General features: G+C 55.9%; 17 protein-coding genes. 13 read left to right on the plus strand and 4 right to left on the minus strand.

Annotated elements, in window-relative coordinates:
- Positions 1–235 precede the first annotated feature (235 nt).
- Positions 236–1,669 carry a PTS glucose transporter subunit IIBC gene (gene ptsG / locus AC07WB_RS07485; RefSeq protein WP_097094240.1) on the plus strand — a complete coding sequence of 478 codons (1,434 nt, stop codon included), beginning with the start codon at positions 236–238 and terminating at the stop codon, positions 1,667–1,669.
- Positions 1,670–1,848: 179 nt separating this feature from the next.
- Here ptsG and bglB read toward each other — a convergent pair whose 3' ends face one another.
- Positions 1,849–2,988 (minus strand): beta-galactosidase BglB, encoded by a 1,140-nt coding sequence (gene bglB, locus AC07WB_RS07490; protein WP_494940254.1) that lies wholly within the window; start codon positions 2,986–2,988, stop codon positions 1,849–1,851.
- A complete protein-coding gene (locus AC07WB_RS07495) occupies positions 2,985–4,592 on the minus strand; it encodes an MFS transporter (protein WP_097094238.1) in 1,608 nt (535 codons plus the stop codon). Before AC07WB_RS07495 ends, bglB begins: the two co-directional genes overlap by 4 nt.
- Before the next feature lie 356 nt (positions 4,593–4,948).
- Here AC07WB_RS07495 and hinT point away from each other — a divergent pair, with 356 nt between their 5' ends.
- From hinT to AC07WB_RS07535, 8 genes are all read left to right on the plus strand, one after another.
- Positions 4,949–5,299: a purine nucleoside phosphoramidase gene (gene hinT, locus AC07WB_RS07500; RefSeq protein WP_097094237.1), complete on the plus strand. Its 351-nt coding sequence runs from the start codon at positions 4,949–4,951 to the stop codon at positions 5,297–5,299.
- 17 nt (positions 5,300–5,316) lie between these two features.
- Positions 5,317–5,682 (plus strand): YcfL family putative periplasmic lipoprotein, encoded by a 366-nt coding sequence (locus tag AC07WB_RS07505; RefSeq protein WP_345826875.1) that lies wholly within the window; start codon positions 5,317–5,319, stop codon positions 5,680–5,682.
- A gap of 10 nt (positions 5,683–5,692) precedes the next feature.
- Positions 5,693–6,289 carry a penicillin-binding protein activator LpoB gene (gene lpoB, locus AC07WB_RS07510; protein WP_097094235.1) on the plus strand — a complete coding sequence of 199 codons (597 nt, stop codon included), beginning with the start codon at positions 5,693–5,695 and terminating at the stop codon, positions 6,287–6,289.
- 16 nt (positions 6,290–6,305) lie between these two features.
- Positions 6,306–7,091, plus strand: coding sequence for a thiamine kinase (gene thiK / locus AC07WB_RS07515; protein ID WP_494940255.1), 786 nt, complete (start codon positions 6,306–6,308; stop codon positions 7,089–7,091).
- Between the two features lie 15 nt (positions 7,092–7,106).
- Positions 7,107–8,150, plus strand: coding sequence for a beta-N-acetylhexosaminidase (gene nagZ, locus AC07WB_RS07520; protein ID WP_494940256.1), 1,044 nt, complete (start codon positions 7,107–7,109; stop codon positions 8,148–8,150).
- A 39-nt stretch (positions 8,151–8,189) separates the two neighbouring features.
- Entirely contained in the window at positions 8,190–8,732 is a 543-nt protein-coding gene (gene ycfP, locus AC07WB_RS07525; RefSeq protein ID WP_097094232.1) for an alpha/beta hydrolase YcfP, read from the plus strand.
- Positions 8,733–8,956: 224 nt separating this feature from the next.
- Positions 8,957–10,249 (plus strand): NAD(P)/FAD-dependent oxidoreductase, encoded by a 1,293-nt coding sequence (locus tag AC07WB_RS07530; RefSeq protein ID WP_370659779.1) that lies wholly within the window; start codon positions 8,957–8,959, stop codon positions 10,247–10,249.
- A 295-nt stretch (positions 10,250–10,544) separates the two neighbouring features.
- Positions 10,545–11,087: a glycine zipper 2TM domain-containing protein gene (locus AC07WB_RS07535; RefSeq protein ID WP_097097555.1), complete on the plus strand. Its 543-nt coding sequence runs from the start codon at positions 10,545–10,547 to the stop codon at positions 11,085–11,087.
- Positions 11,088–11,198: 111 nt separating this feature from the next.
- Here the strand turns inward: AC07WB_RS07535 and mfd are convergent, their stop codons facing one another.
- Together mfd and AC07WB_RS07545 are read right to left on the minus strand one after the other, a co-directional pair.
- The gene (gene mfd, locus AC07WB_RS07540; protein WP_494940257.1) at positions 11,199–14,642 is read right to left on the minus strand and encodes a transcription-repair coupling factor; all 3,444 of its coding nucleotides are present in this window, start codon (positions 14,640–14,642) and stop codon (positions 11,199–11,201) included.
- Positions 14,643–14,792: 150 nt separating this feature from the next.
- Complete coding sequence (locus tag AC07WB_RS07545; RefSeq protein ID WP_494940258.1) at positions 14,793–15,002, minus strand: hypothetical protein; 210 nt, start codon at positions 15,000–15,002, stop codon at positions 14,793–14,795.
- 260 nt (positions 15,003–15,262) lie between these two features.
- Between AC07WB_RS07545 and lolC the strand changes: the two genes are divergently transcribed.
- The 4 genes from lolC (at position 15,263) to cobB (ending at position 19,378) form a co-directional block, all read left to right on the plus strand.
- Entirely contained in the window at positions 15,263–16,462 is a 1,200-nt protein-coding gene (gene lolC / locus AC07WB_RS07550; RefSeq protein WP_345826873.1) for a lipoprotein-releasing ABC transporter permease subunit LolC, read from the plus strand.
- Positions 16,455–17,156, plus strand: coding sequence for a lipoprotein-releasing ABC transporter ATP-binding protein LolD (lolD, locus tag AC07WB_RS07555; RefSeq protein WP_007885730.1), 702 nt, complete (start codon positions 16,455–16,457; stop codon positions 17,154–17,156). The genes lolC and lolD overlap by 8 nt, the downstream gene beginning before the upstream one ends.
- On the plus strand, positions 17,156–18,400 hold the full coding sequence (gene lolE / locus AC07WB_RS07560; protein WP_494940259.1) for a lipoprotein-releasing ABC transporter permease subunit LolE: 1,245 nt from the start codon (positions 17,156–17,158) through the stop codon (positions 18,398–18,400). Before lolD ends, lolE begins: the two co-directional genes overlap by 1 nt.
- Before the next feature lie 144 nt (positions 18,401–18,544).
- Positions 18,545–19,378, plus strand: a complete 834-nt coding sequence (gene cobB / locus AC07WB_RS07565) for a Sir2 family NAD+-dependent deacetylase (protein WP_097094226.1) — start codon at positions 18,545–18,547, stop codon at positions 19,376–19,378.
- Positions 19,379–19,429: the final 51 nt, after the last annotated feature.

Raw genomic sequence — 19,429 nt, forward strand, 5'->3', positions numbered from 1 at the left:
CATCTTAACGGGTGCAGGCAGCGTTTTATTGCTGTTTTTTAAGCCGGATCTGTAAGAAACAACTGAAAAGACGCGGCCACTCTTAGCGAAATGTGATGGCCGTCAATTTAACAATTAGCGATTTATTTTACTCTTCGTAATAAATCAAAAGACGCTCAGCGTCACCCGGCGAAGGATCCTCCCCCTAAGCCATGCGCACTGCGCAAAAAAATTGCACTCATACTCAGGAGTTTCTATGTTCAAGAACGCATTTGCGAACCTGCAGAAAGTAGGTAAATCGCTGATGTTGCCGGTATCGGTTCTGCCGATTGCCGGTATTTTGTTAGGTGTTGGTTCTGCCAACTTTAGCTGGCTACCTGCCGTGGTTTCGCATGTGATGGCGGAAGCGGGCGGTTCGGTATTTGCTAATATGCCACTGATCTTCGCGATCGGTGTGGCTCTTGGCTTTACCAATAATGACGGTGTTTCAGCACTGGCTGCGGTAGTGGCTTACGGCATCATGGTGAAAACCATGGCGGTAGTGGCACCGTTAGTGCTGCATTTACCGGCTGCGGAAATCGAAGCCAAGCATCTGGCGGATACCGGTGTGCTAGGCGGGATCATCGCGGGCTCAATTGCTGCCTATATGTTCAATCGTTTCTACCGCATCAAGCTGCCTGAGTATCTTGGCTTTTTTGCGGGCAAGCGCTTTGTCCCGATCATCTCAGGTCTGACGGCGATTTTCACCGGTGTGGTGCTGTCATTCATCTGGCCGCCAATCGGTACTGCCATTCAAGACTTCTCCCAGTGGGCTGCCTATCAAAACCCGGTAGTGGCCTTTGGCCTTTACGGCCTGATTGAGCGTTCGCTGGTACCATTTGGTCTGCACCACATCTGGAACGTACCTTTCCAGATGCAAATTGGTGAATTCACCAATGCAGCCGGTCAGGTATTCCACGGTGATATTCCGCGCTATATGGCGGGCGACCCAACGGCAGGTAAACTGTCAGGTGGCTTCCTGTTCAAAATGTATGGTCTGCCAGCGGCAGCGATTGCGATTTGGCATTCAGCTAAACCAGAAAACCGCGCCAAAGTGGGCGGCATCATGATCTCAGCGGCGCTGACCTCGTTCCTGACCGGTATAACCGAGCCGATCGAATTCTCCTTCATGTTCGTCGCGCCGATTCTGTATGTGATCCATGCGATTCTGGCTGGCCTTGCATTCCCAATCTGTATCCTGCTGGGCATGCGTGATGGCACCAGCTTCTCACACGGTTTGATCGACTTTATCGTACTGAGCGGCAACAGTAGTAAAATCTGGTTGTTCCCGATTGTCGGTATTATCTACGGCCTGATTTACTACAGCGTATTCCGTTTCCTGATTGTAAAACTGAACCTGAAAACACCGGGTCGTGAGGACACAGCAATGGAGCAGAGCAGCGCAACCGGTAGCGAAATGGCGGGCAAGCTGGTTACCGCGTTTGGTGGTAAAGAGAACATCACTAATCTGGATGCCTGTATTACCCGTCTGCGTGTGAGCGTGGCGGATGTGGGCAAAGTGGATCAGGCTGAACTGAAAAGCCTCGGCGCACGAGGTGTGGTGGTAGCAGGTTCAGGTGTTCAGGCAATTTTCGGTACTAAGTCCGATAACCTGAAAACTGAAATGGATGACTATATCCGCAGTATGTAACCTAAGTTGGCAGGCAGAGCCGGTGCGATGAAGCGGCGTCAGATCGTAAAGACGCCATAAACCATCCCTGGGGCTCGCCCCAAGCCATCCATGGCTTGGGATGCTTTACTCCTCTGCCGCCGCTTCAACGCACTTTACTTTCGGTGCCTAAAAATGCCCTCTATTGAGGGCATTTTTTATTACAAGTAGACCCGCAAATACTCCGTCAAACACAGCAGCGCCATTGCCTGACCGTATGGCATTGAAGTGAGTGGTATCTGGCGGTAATACTCCAGATCGCTGCCCATTGCCGTGCCGAACGATACCTGTTTTAACTCCCCATCCTGATCAATATTGCCGATAACGCCGCACAACGCTTTCTCCGCCAGCGGTAAATACTCCGGCGAGAGATAACGTTTACGCACAGCTTTGAGAATGCCATAGGCGAAACCGGCGGTAGCAGAGGCTTCTGGGTAGCTATTGGGATCGTCGAGCAAGGTATGCCACAGGCCGCTGCTGTGTTGACAGGCACTTAATGCCTTGACCTGGCTCTCCAGCACCTGTTGCAGGAAGCGGCGTGTGGCGTGCTGTTGCGGCCAGTTCATCATCTCGAGGAAGTCCGGAATGACGATGGTGACCCAGCTGTTACCGCGCGCCCAACGCGCGTTGGCAAAATTATGTCGCCCCTCAAACGTCCAGCCGTGGAACCACAGGCCGGTTTGGCGATCCATCAAATATTGGCTATGAACCAGGAACTGATAGCTGGCTTCTTCCACAAACTCTGGGCGATCGAGCAGCTGACCAATTTTCGCCAGCGCCATCACGCTCATCATCAGCGTATCGTCCCATAGCTGCTGGGTATTCTCGTTGTTATAGACGATGTGCTGTAACCCGCCTTGTTCAGTACGCGGCATCTCATACATCACCCATTCAGCCCAGCGCTCAAGCACCGGGCGCCAGGCCGCATTGCGTGTTTCTTCGTAGCGATAGGCGAGCGTCAGGAACGGACAAACGGTATTGACGTTCTTCGTCGGCGTGCCTTCCGCGAGCCGCGTAGTGAACCAATCATCAATGATTTTTGACGTCGCCCGATCGCCGGTCTGCTGATAATAGTGCAGCATGCCGTACAGACCGATGCCGTGCGTCCACTCCCAACCGGCCCAACCTTTGGTATCGATCACGCGCCCATCGTCGAGGCGCAGCAAAAATTCCCCGCTGTGATCGGTAATGTTCACCAGATTCTGCGTGAGTTGTTGAATCAACTGCACCAGTTCGGTTCGAGGTAGGAGATATTCAGGCTGACGCAGCAGCGCGCTGTGCTTTACAGGAAATACAGTCATGGTTCATTCCTATCATTAATCAGGGTGGTCGGTAGAGTAGGTAAAGATCGCGGTTGGCTCGGCAGCGGTGGGGCTGCGGGTTTATGACGATTGAGATAACCGACGTTGTTATTGCCCCACAGATTTTCATACGGCATGCCCGCCAGCATTTCGACGACGCCACGTGCCTGTGGCGTAATGCGTTCAGGCACCACGCGTCCGGCTGCACGCATCTTCAGCGTCTCTTCACGTAACACTGTGTGAGTGTGCAGGTTGAGCTTGAAACGCAGTGAGATAATGAAGCCGCAGGCCAGCACGCAAAGGGTGCCAACGCTGAGAATCGCCAAAATGGTATGGCCGACGGCAGGCACCTGGGTGGCCTGGCCGGAGGAGAAACCGGCCAACTGCAACACGATGCCGACGAACATCACCGCGCCAGCCTGTGACGCTTTGCGCGTCAATGTCATGATGCCGGCAAAAATGCCTTCGCGACGCTGGCCGGTAATCACTTCATCGACGTCAGCAATATAGGTATAGGTATTCCAGGGTACATAGTTGATGCCGCCGCGTCCCAGACCCGCCAGGCCGGAAATCAGTACCAGCAGCGCGAAGTTGTCGTTCATGCCGGTGTACCACAATCCGGCATAGGAGAGGGCGCTGAGGCCAAACAGCACCACCACCATGCGATAGGCTGGCGCGGGACCAAGCCGAATACAGAGTGGAATCATCGCCATCACCGCAATAAACTGCATTACTGCCATGGTGCCCATCAGGTTTGAGGCAATTTGCGCACTTTGCATCAGCACAAACACCACATACCAGGTGAATACCGCGTTAAACACGTCCTGCGCGATGTAACCACCGAGATACATGCCGAGATGTTGGCGAAAAATACGAATACGCAGCGTAGAAGCCAGCTCGGTGTAAAGACGTTTTAGGCTTTGCATCAACGTTAGCCGTGATTTCTCCTGTTCCGCCCGGCGTGATTCTGCTGAGAAATCATCAGGATCGCGTTCCCAGGTAAACACCCATACCAGCGTCAGCACCAGCGCACAAATCACCGAGAACACCAGGCTGGCGTAGAAGAAGGAGATCGGATTCTCTTTGCCAAACCAGCCAATTAGCACGCCCGGCAAGAAAGCTGCCAGGATCGCCGAAAGCTGTGCCAGACCAATGCGTGCGCCGGAGAAACGGGTTTTCTGCTTAAAGTCATCGGTCATTTCCGGCACCAGCGTTTCGTATGGCACCAGAATCATGGTGTAGACCATATCGAACAGCAGATAAGTCAGCAGATACCACCAGAAGCTCATATCGCTGACCCACATCAGGCTATAGCTAAACACGCACGGGATACCGAGCAGGATAAAGAATTTGCGACGACCAAAGCGTTTGCCAAGCCAGGTCGATCCAAAGTTATCGGTCAAAAATCCCATCAGCGGACTAACCACCGCATCCAGCACGCGGGCGGCAGCGAAAATAAACGTCGCCTGAATCGGCGATAGCCCACAAAAGGTGGTGTAGAAGTAGAGCAGCCAGGCGGCAGTTAGCGCCGTGGTGCCCGCCCCGAGGAAGTCCCCGGAACCATAGGCCAGATAGTGACCCAGGCCAATCTTACGAGAGCGCATGGCAGGTTCTCCTTGAAATAGGCGGTAAACACGTCCCTCATCACTCCGTACAGCGTGATCGGATTGGATTGAAAATAGAGCGGCTTAAACCGGCAAACCTTCGCGATTTCGCAAGGTATTGCGCGGTGGTGGCAAAATCACAAAGAAAATGGCGAGATATCTCTAATTTATAAAACGGCGTTTCATTTTTGTGGTTAATGAAGTGTTAGAAATGCGAGTTGCAGCACAAGGCATGGCGAAGTGAAAAAGCGGTGTAAAGGCAGCCATTTAATGCAAGAAATGTGGTCCTGAGGTTGAAAGAAATGGAATTCCTCACGCATACTGCCTGACTGAACTCAGGCTTAAGGAAATGCACCATGGCTGAAGAAACCATTTTCAGTAAAATCATCCGTCGCGAAATTCCCGCTGACGTGGTTTATCAGGACGAACTGGTCACCGCCTTCCGCGATATCGCGCCCAAAGCGCCCACCCATATTCTGATCATCCCCAACGTACTGATTCCTACCGCCAACGATGTGCAGGCCGCTCATGAACAGGCGCTGGGCCGCATGATCACCGTAGCCGCGAAGATCGCGCGTGATGAAGGCATTGCCGAAGATGGCTATCGCCTGATCATGAACTGCAATAGTCATGGCGGGCAGGAGGTTTATCATATCCATATGCACCTGGTCGGCGGTCAGCCGCTGGGCCCGATGCTAGCTAGCTAACTCAGGCGGACCCGGTTATGCGTCAATGGCTGAGTGGCTTACTGTTGCTAACCCTTGCAGGTTGCAGCAGTGATAAGCCGATGATTAATACTTCGCAGTCGCTGGTTATGGAATCGGCGGTGCTGTCAGCAGGCATCATTACTGACTCCCCTAAGCTGACAGAGCAGGATGGCCAGCAGCGTGCCTTGAGCGTGCTGCAAAACCTGCGTGAAACGCCGGTAAAAGTGCACTATCGTTTCTATTGGTATGACGACAAAGGATTGGAAATCACGCCAGAAGAGCCGGCTCAGACACTGATTGTACCGGCGCATGGTAGCGTGGAAGTGGCCTCACAAATGGGCAATCCGACCGCCAGCAAGGTGCGTCTCTATCTTTATCTTTAAGGAGTAAGCTGTGATTCGCAGTGTAAAACGTTCGGGCGCATTGCTATTTGCGCTAATGCTTACCGGTTGCGTGGTGCAACAACAGACTCCGGCACCGGTTGAACCGACACAGCCGACCACACCCACTCAGCCGGTAGAACCGCCAACGCAGCCGGTGCCGCCGCCGCAAACCGTGCCGCAGCCGCCGAAGCTAAAAACCATTAACTGGGATGCCAGCGTACAGCCGCTGGTTGGCAACATGGTGCAGTCATCAGGGGTGAACCCTGGCAGCGTGCTGCTGGTGGATCGCATCAAGAACAGCACCAATGGTTCGCTGCAAACGGATAAAGCCACCGATGCCATTCAGAATGCACTGGCTAACAACGGTAAATTCACGCTGATCACGCCGGAGCAGCTGGCGCAGGCCAAACAGACGCTGGGTTTATCGGCGGATGACAGCCTTAACTCGCGCAGTAAAGCGATTGGTCTGGCACGCAACGTGAATGCGCAGTATGTGTTGTACAGCAATGCGCAAGGCGATGTGAAAGCACCCACCCTGCAAATGCAGCTGATGCTGGTGCAAACCGGCGAAATTATCTGGTCAGGAAACGGTGTTGCTCAACCCTGATCCTCAGCTGCAAAAAATGATTCAGCAACAATGGCCGACGGCGCAAGCTGCCGGTCATTTTTTCGCGCTGCCGGGGCTCAGCGGGCAAAGCGTGCACGTGCAAACCCAGCAGGGCGATGTGCTGGCGCGTCGTGCGCCGCCGCAGCCGATTCCGTTTGTTGACCGCCAGCGCGAATATCGCGTGCTGCGACAACTGCGGCACGCGCAGCTGGGACCGCAGCCGCTGGCGTGGCGCGCTCCGTGGCTGCTGCAAAGCTGGTTGCCGGGAGAAGTGCTGACATCCTCACAATTCAATCAGCAGCGTGCAGCCGTGCTAGCGCTGCTGCATCGTTTGCATCAACAGCCGCTCACCGGCTATCGTTTGCGCCTGACACCGCTGCTGCAGCGTTACTGGCAGCTTTGCCAGCAGCGCCACTGGCGCTGGCAGCGGCGTCTGCAACGTTTGTTACAGCAGGGCGAGCCGCAGCCGTTGCGGCTGGCGCCGCTGCATATGGATGTACATGCCGGTAATCTTGTCGCTACATCTGATGGCTTACGTTTGATCGACTGGGAATATGCCGCTGACGGCGACGTGGCGCTGGAACTGGCAGCGGTATGTGCGGTAGATGGAGACACGCGATCGGCCTGGGTGAGCGGTTACGCCGAGCGCGCCCATCTTGATGAACAAACGCTGGCCCGACAGATGCAGCGCTGGCAGCCATGGCTGCAGCTGCTCATGGCGAGTTGGTATCAGCTGCGAGCCGAGCAGAGTCAGGACGACACCTTACAACAGCTGGCGCAGGCCAGCTGGCACGACCTTTAACCTGGGATTTTAATCATGACCATAAACACCCCTGGACCGCTGATGCTCGACGTTGAGAGCTATGAGCTTGATGCCGAGGAACGTGAGATTCTGCAGCATCCGCTGGTAGGCGGGCTAATCCTGTTTGCCCGTAACTTCCACGATGTTGACCAACTGGCAGAGCTGGTGCGGCAGATTCGCGCCGCTTCGCGTAATCGTTTGGTGGTGGCCGTGGATCAGGAAGGCGGCCGCGTGCAGCGTTTCCGCGACGGCTTTACTCAGTTACCGGCGATGCAATCTTTCGCTGCGCTGAACGATCTCCATAGCGCAGGTGAACTGGCACAACAGGCAGGCTGGCAAATGGCGGCGGAGATGATCGCCATGGACATTGACATCAGCTTCGCGCCCGTGCTGGATATTGGTCACATCAGCGCGGCAATTGGCGATCGTTCATTCCATGAAGATCCTACTATCGCGCTGCAGGTGGCGCGTCGCTTTATCAACGGCATGCATGAAGCCGGCATGAAAACCACCGGCAAACACTTCCCCGGTCACGGCGCGGTCAGCGCCGACTCGCACAAAGAGACGCCGCGCGATAACCGCGATGCCGCCACGCTGCGTCAGCATGATATGGCCATCTTTAAGCAGTTGATTGACGAGCAGCTCCTCGATGCGGTGATGCCGGCGCACGTTATCTATACTGAGGTGGATCCGCTACCTGCCAGCGGTTCGCCATACTGGTTGCAAAGCGTGCTGCGTAAAGAACTCAGCTTCAACGGCGTGATTTTCTCCGACGATTTGTCAATGGAAGGCGCCGCCGTCATGGGCAGCTACGCCGAGCGCGCGCAGCAGTCGCTGAATGCCGGTTGCGATATGATCCTGGTGTGCAATCAGCGCGCGGGCGCGGTAAGCGTGCTGGATAACTTGACGCCGATCGGGGCAGAGCGGGTAACGCAGTTGTACCATCAGGGTCGTTTTACCCGTCAAAGCCTCTTGGCAAGCGAGCGCTGGCGGCAAAATCAGCGTCAGCTGAGCGCGTTGCAAGAGCGCTGGCTGGCGCACAAAGCTTCGGGCAGATAAGCGCCGCTGCCCGGATTTCATTCCACGCTGAGGATTATCATGATCATCTATCTGCACGGTTTTGATTCCAACAGTCCGGGCAACCATGAAAAGGTGCTGCAGCTGCAGTTTATTGACCCGGACGTCAGATTAGTCAGCTATAGCACCCGCCATCCCAAACACGACATGCAGTTTCTGTTGAAAGAGTGCGACAAGCTGTTGCAGCAGGGCGACGATGCGCATCCGCTGATTTGCGGAGTGGGCCTGGGTGGCTACTGGGCCGAACGCATTGGTTTTCTTTGCGGCATGCGGCAGGCGATTTTTAATCCCAATCTGTTTCCTTTCGAAAACATGGAGGGAAAAATCGACCGCCCGGAAGAGTATCTCGATATTGCCACCAAATGCGTCAGCGATTTTCGTGAAAAGAACCGTGAAAAGTGCCTGACTATCCTGTCGCGCCATGATGAAGCGTTGGACAATCAGCGCAGTGCGGCGCACTTGCAGCCGTTCTATGAAATTATCTGGGATGACGAAGCCAGCCATAAATTCAAAAATATTGCGCCGCATTTACAACGGATTAAAGCCTTCAAACTCCTCGCCTGAACCCCTGTGCGCCGTGTGATGCGGCGCAAAGAATGTGTAACATTCTGATAATGCAGTTGAAAGATTGATCCACATCAATTTTCTTATGTTATGTCTTCGACGCCGTGATATTCTGCCCCTAGCTCGCGATTTAACTTCGCCAACCCTATGTTTATTAAGGTTTTTATTAACCATTAATTAACTATTGGTTTACAACTTTGAGGGGGTCTTTGTTGACTATATCTATGGAAAAAATCGTTATCATCGGCGGTGGTGCTGGCGGCTTAGAGCTGGCAACGCAGCTCGGCCACAAGCTAGGACGTAACAAGAAAGCCGAGATTATTTTGGTCGATCGTAACCACAGTCATCTGTGGAAGCCGCTGCTGCATGAAGTGGCGACCGGTTCGATGGATGAAGGCATTGATGCGCTGAGCTATCTGGCGCACGCGCGCAATCACGGCTTCCAGTTCCAGCTGGGATCGCTGACGCAAATCAATCGTGAAAACAAAACCCTTGAGCTGGCCGAGATTCGTGATGCGGAAGGCGCACTGTTAGTGCCGCAGCGTGAGCTGGCCTACGATCGCCTGGTTATCGCACTGGGCAGCACCTCAAATGACTTCGGCACCCCGGGCGTAAAAGATCACTGCATCTTCCTTGATAACCCGCATCAGGCGCGTCGTTTCCATAACGAAATGCTCAATTTATTCCTGCGCTTTTCAGCTAGCGAAGGCAGTCTGGAAAAAGTGAACATCGCCATTGTCGGCGGCGGCGCTACCGGCGTGGAACTCTCTGCTGAACTGTATAATGCGGTGAAACAGCTGCACAGCTACGGCTATAAAGGCCTGGACAGCTCTTCGCTGAATGTCACACTGGTGGAAGCCGGTGAACGTATTCTGCCGGCGCTGCCACCGCGTATTTCTGCCGCGGCGCATCAGGAGCTGACTAAACTCGGCGTGCGCGTATTGACGCAAACCATGGTCACCAGCGCAACGGAAAAAGGGTTGAACACGAAAGGTGGCGAATTCATTGATGCCGATCTGATGGTGTGGGCGGCCGGTATTAAAGCCCCCGATTTCCTGAAGGAGATTGGCGGGCTGGAAACCAACCGCATCAATCAGCTGGTGGTGAAAGAGACGCTGCAAACCACGCTGGATGATGACATTTACGCCATCGGTGATTGTGCATCCTGTGCGCTGCCGGGGGGTGGGTTTGTGCCGCCGCGCGCGCAGTCAGCGCACCAGATGGCTTCCCGCGCGCTGGAGAATATCCTCGCGCAGCGTAAAGGCAAGCCGCTGAAAGCCTATGTTTATAAAGATCATGGTTCGCTGGTATCCCTGTCGCGCTTCAGCACGGTGGGCAGTTTGATGGGCAACCTGATGCGCGGTTCGATGATGGTGGAAGGGCGCATTGCGCGTTTTGTTTACATTTCTCTGTATCGTATGCACCAGATTGCGCTCCACGGATACTTCAAAACTGGCTTGATGATGCTGGTGGGCAGCCTGAACCGTGTCCTGCGTCCGCGCCTTAAACTGCACTGATGATTTCGGGCGGCGCAACGCCGCCTGAAGCGCCTTGCCCCGCCGTGACCCGCTGAAAAAGGTGCTTTCAGCTTAAGGTTACGGCGTTATTTCATCCGCTCTCAGAACTCTCCTAAAAGCTGGCCCTGATGGGTTTCCGCTGCGTTTCCTCCATTAATCTGATGTTGCAATTACGGGCCATCTGTAAAACTTATTACCAACAACACGGCGCGGCGCGCACGCCGGTTTTGCCTCGGCTACTCAGGATTTCGTAGCGGCGGGAATGCGCGGTAACAATCTTCAGGAGGACATTCCTGTGAATAAATCAATGTTAGCGGGTATCGGTATCGGCGTAGCAGCAGCGTTAGGTGTTGCCGCAGTCGCCAGCATGGATGTCTTCGACCGTGGTCCGCAATACGCACAAGTTTTGTCGGCGACGCCGATTAAAGAGAGCATCAAGCAGCCGCGACAAGAGTGCCGCAACGTGACGCTCACGCATCGTCGAGCCGTGCAGGATGAGAACCGCATTGCAGGTTCGGTACTGGGTGCGGTCGCAGGGGGCGTGTTAGGCCATCAGTTTGGTGGTGGACGCGGTCGTGATGTGGCGACGGTAGCGGGTGCGCTGGCCGGTGGTTACGGCGGTAATCAGGTGCAAGGTGCGTTGCAGGATCGCGATACCTACACCACCAACGAGCAGCGTTGCAAAACGGTATACGATAAACAGGAAAAAATGCTGGGTTATGACGTGACCTATAAAATAGGCGACCAGCAGGGCAAAATCCGCATGGAAAATGACCCTGGCACCCGCATTCCGCTCGACCGTAACGGTCAGCTGATCCTGAATTCGAATCAGGCCTAATTGGGCAAAGATACATCACAGCAGCTGTAATAATAAAAGCGCCGAAAGGCGCTTTTTTATTGGATTCATTGCGGTTTGCCGGGGGGCGCCATAAATGGCGCCCCTACGACATCAAACCCGGTTTTTAGCCAGCTCGCTGACAAAACCTTGCACCCACTCCATGCGGATTTTACGGTCGGCCATATCGCGGGTGAACTTCAACCGCGTTGGACCATCCAGCTTCCACTGCTTTGGATCCTTCTGCAGCAGCCCAATCAGCCAGCCTGGATCGACGTGGTTCTGCGGCGCGAATTCAAAGAAACCGCCTTTTTCGCTGGCTTCAATTTTACGAATACCTAATTCACGGGCCACCAGTCGCAGACCGGCAATGTCCAGCAAATTACGCGCCGCATCCGGCAGCTTGCCGAAGCGATCAATCATCTCGACTTTAAGTTCCGCCAGATCCTGCTCATCCGCCGCACTGGCCACGCGTTTATACAGTGACAAACGGGTGTTCACATCGGGGATAAAATCATCCGGCAGCAGGGCGGGCATGCGCAGTTCGATTTCGGTTTGATTGCTGGTGAGATCTTCGAGTGATGGCTCGCGACCCGCTTTCAACGCATCCACCGCGTTCTCCAGCAGCTCCATATACAGCGTGAAGCCGATGGTTTCCATCTGTCCGCTCTGATCTTCGCCGAGCAGTTCACCGGCACCGCGAATCTCCAGATCGTGTGTCGCCAGCGCGAAACCGGCGCCGAGATCTTCCAGCGAAGCGATGGCCTCGAGGCGTTTCTGCGCATCGGTGGTCATCGCTTTCGGATGCGGCGTCAGCAGCCACGCATACGCCTGATGATGCGATCGGCCAACGCGGCCACGCAGCTGATGCAGCTGCGCCAATCCAAAGTGGTCGGCGCGCTCGATGATGATGGTGTTGGCGCTTGGCACGTCGATGCCGGTTTCGATGATGGTGGTACACACCAGTACGTTAAAGCGCTGATGGTGGAAATCATTCATCACCCGCTCCAGGTCGCGCTCGCGCATCTGACCGTGGCCAATGGCAATACGCGCTTCCGGCACCAGCTCTGCCAGCCGCTGTGCTGCCTTTTCAATGTTCTCCACGTCATTGTAGAGGTAGTAAACCTGGCCGCCGCGCAGCACTTCGCGCAGGATCGCCTCGCGCACTACCAGGCTGTCATACTCGCGTACAAAGGTTTTCACCGCCATACGTCGTGCCGGCGGCGTGGCAATAATCGACAGATCGCGCATGCCGCTCATCGCCATGTTCAACGTTCGCGGAATCGGCGTGGCGGTGAGCGTCAGGATATCCACGTCGGCGCGCATCGCCTTAATACGCTCTTTATGACGCACGCCAAAGCGGTGCTCTTCATCAACGATCAGCAGGCCGAGATCGTGCCATTTCAGATCGTTCGACAACAGTTTATGGGTACCAATCAGAATATCGATTTTGCCTTCACGCGCCTGTTCCAGCACCTGACTTTGCTCTTTCGCGGTGCGGAAGCGCGACAGCATCTCAATGCGCACCGGCCAGTTGGCGAAACGATCGCGGAAGTTATCGTAGTGCTGCTGCGCCAGCAGCGTGGTCGGCACCAGCACGGCAACCTGTTTGGCGTTTTCGACTGCGAGGAACGCGGCGCGCATCGCCACTTCGGTTTTACCAAAGCCCACGTCGCCGCACACCAGACGATCCATGGCCAGCGGCTGGCACATGTCGCTCAACACGGCATTGATGGCCTGGCCCTGATCCGGCGTAGTTTCAAACGGGAAGCCTTCGCAGAACAGCTGATACTGATCGCGATCGTGCTTAAAGGCGAAGCCGGTTTTGGCAGCGCGCTGAGCGTAGATATCCAGCAACTCTGCCGCCACGTCGCGCACTTTTTCCGCGGCTTTCTGTCGCGCACGTGACCAGGCATCGCTGCCCAGCTTATGCAGCGGCGCATTCTCATCCGCGCCACCGGCATAGCGGCTAATTAAATGCAGCGACGAAACCGGCACGTACAGTTTGGCGTCGCCGGCATAGGAGAGCATCAGGTATTCCGCCACGATGCCGCCGGCTTCCAGCGTGGTGAGGCCGATATAACGCCCGACGCCGTGCTCCAGATGCACCACCGGCTGGCCGGGATGCAGCTCGGCGAGGTTGCGGATCAATACGTCTGGATTGATGGTGCGGCGATTATCCTGGCGGCGGCGACTGACGCGCTCGCCGAGCAGATCGCTTTCGCAGATCAACGCCAGCTGGCGTTGGGTATCAATAAAGCCGCGCTCGCTGGCGCCGATCATCAGGCTGAGCGGCTGATCGATGGCTTGATCGAAGTGATCGATGGCGTGTGGACGCAGTTTGATACGCGCCAGCAGCTCTTGCAGACTTTCGCGGCGGCCTTCACTCTCCACCGAGAAAATCACCTGGCCGCTGAACTGCTCCAGGAACTGACGCAGGAGATCGAGCGGTGCTTTGGCCTGCGCCTGCACAGTTAATTCTGGCAGCGGCTGATAACCAAGGTTGGTATTTGCGGCTTTCTCCGGCAGCGTCTCGCTGCTGAGCTGCATGCGCGGCCAGGTTTTCAGTTCACTGAGCAGCGCATCGGGGCGCAGCCACAGCGTCACCGGCTCCAGCAGCGGGCGCATCGGATCGATGCGGCGATTCTCGAAGCGCGCGTTGGCATCAAGCCAGAAGCGCTCGGCGCTCGCCAGTAAATCGCCGCTGTTGAGCAGCAGCGTATTGCCTGGCAAATAGCTGAACAGCGTCGGCAATTCCTGCTCGAAGAACAGCGGCTGCCAGTATTCAATACCGGCAGGCAGCGTGCCTTTGCTCACCTGCTGATAGACGTGCTCCGGTTCGCGGCGCACGTCAAAGGTTTCGCGCCAGCGGCTGCGGAACAGCTCGATGGCGGCTTTATCCGTCGGGAACTCATGTGCCGGTAGCAGGTTGATGGCGTTGACCGCTTCCAGCGTGCGCTGGGTATCAACATCAAACAGGCGCAGGCTGTCGATTTCGTCATCAAAGAAGTCGATGCGGTAAGGCTGATCGCTGCCCATCGGGAACAGATCGAGCAGCGCGCCGCGCGTGGCGTATTCGCCATGCTCCATCACCTGATCGACATGGCGATAGCCGGCCTGCTCCAGCTGATCGCGCACCGCATCGCGCGACAGCTTCTGCCCTTGCTGCATCACCAACGCATGACCGTGCAGGAAGCTGTGTGGACAGACGCGCTGCATCAGCGTGTTGACCGGCATAATCAGCATGCCGCGCGTTAAGTTCGGCAGCTGATACAGCGTGGAGAGGCGAGCGGAGATAATGTCCTGATGCGGCGAGAAGCTGTCATAGGGCAGCGTTTCCCAGTCAGCGAGATGAGTAACCGGCAGATCGGTAAACTGACGAATCTCCTCCTGTAAACGCAGGGCAGATTGCATATCTGGGGTAATCATCAACACCGGACCGTTATGGCGTTCGGTGATGCTGGCACACTCAAGCGCCTGTGCGGCACCGACTAATTGGCCGAGCTGGCGATGGTCACCGGCTTTGACTGGCAGGGTATAACGACTCTGTTCCGACATGGGATCTCGACATTCTCTCCTTGGATTACAGGGCGTCATCATTCCATAATCCGCCCTGCGGATCATCTGTCGTTTCTGAGTTTCTGCCTGGTCGCCATAAATGACGACCCTACAAAAAGGCGGAGGGTCGCCATTCATGGCGACCACAAATCACTTACTCGATTGCTGTGTGTAGTGCATACGGGGTCGATCGACATTGGCCCATGACAGCTCTCTTTCCAGATGATAGCTGTGGTTGCCGTCATCCCATTTCACGTAATAGCCAGTGGGTGAATCGCCCTGTTCAAAAACGTTCACAATCTCCCCTCTGATCTCGCCCGATTTATGTTTAACGATGCTGCCTTTAGGAAATTTCAACATAGTCTGTACTCCCGCGCTGTGCGCTTACATCGGTACAATCGGTGCTTAATCTACTGCTTCATCACTAAGTCTACGCCAGCCCATGGGCAATAAATGTACAAATAACATCATTAATTTGTCGCAATTTTATGCATAGCCACCTGCTGGGACGGTTTTTGACACAACTTTGCCGGATACTCAGAGGGTTAGAGGTTTCATAAAACAGACGCCTCCTTTATCATCCCACTACTTATTTTCAGGCAACTGCCAAGACGGATCTCATGTATCAACCAGTCGCGTTATTCATCGGTTTACGCTACATGCGTGGACGTGCCTCAGACCGCTTTGGTCGCTTCGTCTCCTGGCTCTCTACCATTGGTATTACGCTCGGCGTGCTAGCGTTGGTTACCGTACTATCGGTGATGAACGGTTTTGAGCGCGAGCTGGAAGGCAACATTCTTGGCCTGATGCCGCAGGCGCTGGTCACCAGCGAGAAAGGCAGTATCAACCCGCAACAGCTAACGGCACAGGATCTCAAGCTGCAAGGCGTAACGCGCCTGGCGCCGCTCACGACGGCGGATGTGGTATTGCAGAGCGCACGTAACGTCTCGGTGGGCGTGATGCTGGGTATCAATCCTGATGAACAGGATCCGCTGACGCCGTTCCTCGTCAACACTCAGCAAAGCGTGCTGCAACCCGGACAGTATAACGTCATCCTCGGTGAACAGCTGGCAGCGCAGCTTGGCGTGAAGCGTGGCGATCAGCTGCGTTTGATGGTGCCTTCCGTCAGCCAGTTTACGCCAGTCGGTCGCTTGCCGAGCCAGCGTATTTTCACCGTAGCGGGCACCTACGCGGCGAACAGCGAAGTCGACGGCTATCAGATTCTGGTCAATCAGCAGGATGCATCACGCATAATGCGCTATCCGCTTGGCAACGTCACCGGCTGGCGTTTGTGGCTGGATAAGCCGCTGAACGTCGATGCGCTAAGCCAGCAAAAGCTGCCAGAAGGTCTGACGTGGAAAGACTGGCGCGAGCGCAAAGGCGATCTATTCCAGGCGGTGCGCATGGAGAAAAACATGATGGGGCTGCTGCTGAGTCTGATCATTGCGGTGGCCGCCTTCAATATCATCACGTCTCTGGGCCTGCTGATCATGGAGAAGCAGGGCGAAGTGGCGATTTTACAAACGTTGGGCTTAACTCGCCGTCAGATTGTGGCGGTATTTATGGTGCAGGGCGCCAGCGCCGGAATTATCGGCGCGCTGCTTGGCACTGGGCTCGGCGTGCTGCTGGCCAGCCAGCTGAATAATTTGATGCCGGTGATCGGCCTGTTCCTGGATGGCGCGGCGCTGCCGGTCGACATCAACGTGTTGCAAGTGATCACCATTGCGCTGGTTTCCATGGCCGTTGCGCTGCTTTCTACCCTTTATCCGTCGTGGCGCGCTGCCGCCGTTCAACCCGCTGAGGCTTTACGTTATGAGTAATACTCCTTTGTTGCAGTGTCGTGACCTGTGCAAACGCTATCAGGAAGGCAGCGTGCAGACCGATGTGCTGCGCAATGTGGCTTTCAGCCTGCAGCCGGGTGAACTGACGGCGATTGTCGGCAGCTCAGGTTCGGGTAAAAGTACCTTGCTGCACCTGTTGGGCGGCCTGGATGCGCCCACCTCGGGCGATGTGATTTTCGATGGTAAATCGCTGAATGCGATGTCATCCGCCGCCAAAGCAGAGCTGCGCAACCGCGAGCTGGGCTTTATCTATCAGTTCCACCACTTGCTGCCGGACTTTAGCGCACTGGAGAACGTGGCGATGCCGCTGCTGATTGGCAAAATCGGCAAGGCAGAAGCTGAATCCCGCGCGCGTGAAATGCTGGCGGCGGTAGGGCTGGATAAACGTGCCGCACATCGGCCTTCTGAGCTATCGGGCGGTGAACGTCAGCGCGTGGCGATTGCCCGCGCGCTGGTGAACCGTCCGCGTTTGGTGATGGCTGATGAACCCACCGGTAACCTTGATGCACGCAACGCCGACGCTATCTTCGAACTGCTGGGCGAGTTGAACGTGAAGCAGGGCACCGCCTTCCTGGTGGTGACGCACGATCTGCAGCTGGCGAAACGCCTGAGCCGCCAAATGGAGATGCGCGACGGCGAGCTGAGCGACCAACTGACGCTGGGAGTGATCTGATGGGTTCATCCTTATCCCTGCTGCTCGGGCTGCGTTTTAGCCGCGGTCGGCGGCGTGGTGGCATGGTCTCGCTGATCTCCATCATCTCTACCATCGGCATTGCGCTGGGCGTGGCGGTGCTGATCATCGGCCTGAGCGCGATGAACGGTTTCGAGCGAGAGTTAAACAACCGCATTTTGGCGGTGGTGCCGCACGGTGAAATCGAACCGGTTAATCAGCCGTTCCGCAACTGGCAGCCGATGATTGCGCCCATTGAACAGGTCTCGGGTATTGCCGCTGCGGCGCCGTATATTAATTTTACCGGGCTGATTGAGAGCGGTGCGAAGCTGCAGGCGCTGCAGGTGAAAGGCGTCGATCCGCAGCAGGAGTCACGGCTGAGTGCCTTGCCGAGCTTCGTCGCCGGCGATGCGTGGTCACAGTTTGCGGCCGGTAAACAGCAAATCATTCTCGGTGGCGGTATTGCTAAATCGCTTAACGTCAAACAGGGCGATTGGATCACCATCATGATCCCCAATAACGATGGCGATAATAAGCTGCTGCAGCCGAAACGTATTCGCCTGCAGGTTAGCGGCGTGCTGCAGCTTAGCGGTATGCTGGATCACAGCCTGGCGCTGGTGCCGCTGGCCGATGCGCAGAAATATCTGGATATGGGCGACAGCGTCAGCGGCATCGCGCTGAAGATGAATGACCCGTTCCAGGCGCAAAAGCTGGTGCGCGACGCCGGTGAAGTGACGCATTCGTACGTCTATATCAAGAGCTGGATAGGGACTTACGGCTATATGTACCGTGACATCCAGATGATTCGCGCCATTATGTATTTAGCCATGGTGCTAGTGATTGGTGTGGCGTGCTTCAACATTGTCTCAACGCTGGTGATGGCGGTAAAAGATAAAAGCAGCGATATCGCCGTGCTGCGCACGCTGGGCGCTAAAGATGGCCTGATTCGCGCCATCTTTATCTGGTACGGTTTGCTGGCGGGCCTGCTTGGCAGCGTCAGCGGCGTGGTGGTTGGCGTGCTGGTGGCACTCAATCTCACACCGGTGATGCGCGCGTTTGAGCACATTACCGGGCATCAGCTGCTGGCGGGCGATATCTACTTTATCGATTTCCTGCCGTCCGAGCTGCACTGGATTGATGTGATTTCGGTATTAGGCACTGCGATTGTGCTGAGTTTGATTGCCAGCTGGTATCCGGCACGGCGCGCCAGCCGTATCGATCCGGCCCGCGTGCTCAGCGGCCAGTAACGTCATCGCGCAGCCGCTTTAGCGGCTGCGCACATTTTCAGCGTCTGCCGCATGCAGCCGTCATACGCAGCCGCTATTATCGGGCAGATTAGCCCGAAAAATACCCGAAGCGCGGCGATCATCGCCGCAGATTAAGGAGCTTTTATGCGCATACCGCGCCGCCGCCTACGACTCGCCCGCGACAAAAAAAACCGCCGCAAAGTGCATCAGCGCTTTCGCCAGCGCATCTTCGAGCGCGATCGCAAAGCTGAACTCGCCGCGCATCCGCAACCGCGCGTGGTGGTGCTGACCGGCGCAGGTATTTCCGCTGAGTCCGGCATTCGTACCTTCCGTGCGGCTGATGGCCTGTGGGAAGAGCATCGCGTCGAGGATGTCGCCACGCCGGAGGGTTTTCAGCGCGACCCGGCGCTGGTGCAGGCATTCTATAATGCGCGCCGCCGCCAGCTGCAGCAGTCGGAAATTCAGCCGAATGCCGCACACAAAGCGCTGGCGGAGCTGGAACAGGTGCTGGGCGATAACTTCCTGCTGGTGACGCAGAATATCGACAATCTGCACGAGCGTGCGGGCAGCCAGCGCGTGCTGCATATGCATGGCGAACTGCTGAAAGTGCGCTGCGTGCACAGTGGACAGGTGCTCGACTGGACGGGAGATCTCACCCCGGACGATCGCTGCACCTGCTGCCAGTTCCCGGCGATGCTGCGTCCGCATGTGGTGTGGTTCGGTGAAATGCCGCTGGGGATGGAAGAGATTTATCAGGCGATTGAACGGGCAAACCTGTTTATCGCGATTGGCACCTCAGGCCACGTTTATCCCGCCGCCGGTTTTGTCCATGAGGCGAAGCTGCAGGGCGCGCACACCGTGGAGCTGAATCTGGAACCCAGCCAGGTCGGCAACGAGTTTGCTGAAAGTAAATATGGATTAGCGAGCGAAGTGGTACCGGAGTTTGTGCACACGTTTTTGCGTGGGTTGTATAAGTAAGAGCTGTGCGCGCTTTCCCTCATCCCAACCTTCTCCCGCCAGCGGGAGAAG

The sequence above is a fragment of the Pantoea sp. GW821-FHT03E06 genome (genome assembly GCF_059420725.1).

Coding starts and splice junctions, on each gene's coding strand:
- ptsG (WP_097094240.1), top strand. CDS start 236: ATGTTCAAGAACGCATTTGCGAACCTGCAGAAAGTAGGTAAATCGCTG.
- bglB (WP_494940254.1), bottom strand. CDS start 2,988: ATGACTGTATTTCCTGTAAAGCACAGCGCGCTGCTGCGTCAGCCTGAA.
- AC07WB_RS07495 (WP_097094238.1), bottom strand. CDS start 4,592: ATGCGCTCTCGTAAGATTGGCCTGGGTCACTATCTGGCCTATGGTTCC.
- hinT (WP_097094237.1), top strand. CDS start 4,949: ATGGCTGAAGAAACCATTTTCAGTAAAATCATCCGTCGCGAAATTCCC.
- AC07WB_RS07505 (WP_345826875.1), top strand. CDS start 5,317: ATGCGTCAATGGCTGAGTGGCTTACTGTTGCTAACCCTTGCAGGTTGC.
- thiK (WP_494940255.1), top strand. CDS start 6,306: ATGATTCAGCAACAATGGCCGACGGCGCAAGCTGCCGGTCATTTTTTC.
- nagZ (WP_494940256.1), top strand. CDS start 7,107: ATGACCATAAACACCCCTGGACCGCTGATGCTCGACGTTGAGAGCTAT.
- ycfP (WP_097094232.1), top strand. CDS start 8,190: ATGATCATCTATCTGCACGGTTTTGATTCCAACAGTCCGGGCAACCAT.
- AC07WB_RS07530 (WP_370659779.1), top strand. CDS start 8,957: ATGGAAAAAATCGTTATCATCGGCGGTGGTGCTGGCGGCTTAGAGCTG.
- mfd (WP_494940257.1), bottom strand. CDS start 14,642: ATGTCGGAACAGAGTCGTTATACCCTGCCAGTCAAAGCCGGTGACCAT.
- AC07WB_RS07545 (WP_494940258.1), bottom strand. CDS start 15,002: ATGTTGAAATTTCCTAAAGGCAGCATCGTTAAACATAAATCGGGCGAG.
- lolC (WP_345826873.1), top strand. CDS start 15,263: ATGTATCAACCAGTCGCGTTATTCATCGGTTTACGCTACATGCGTGGA.
- lolD (WP_007885730.1), top strand. CDS start 16,455: ATGAGTAATACTCCTTTGTTGCAGTGTCGTGACCTGTGCAAACGCTAT.
- lolE (WP_494940259.1), top strand. CDS start 17,156: ATGGGTTCATCCTTATCCCTGCTGCTCGGGCTGCGTTTTAGCCGCGGT.
- cobB (WP_097094226.1), top strand. CDS start 18,545: ATGCGCATACCGCGCCGCCGCCTACGACTCGCCCGCGACAAAAAAAAC.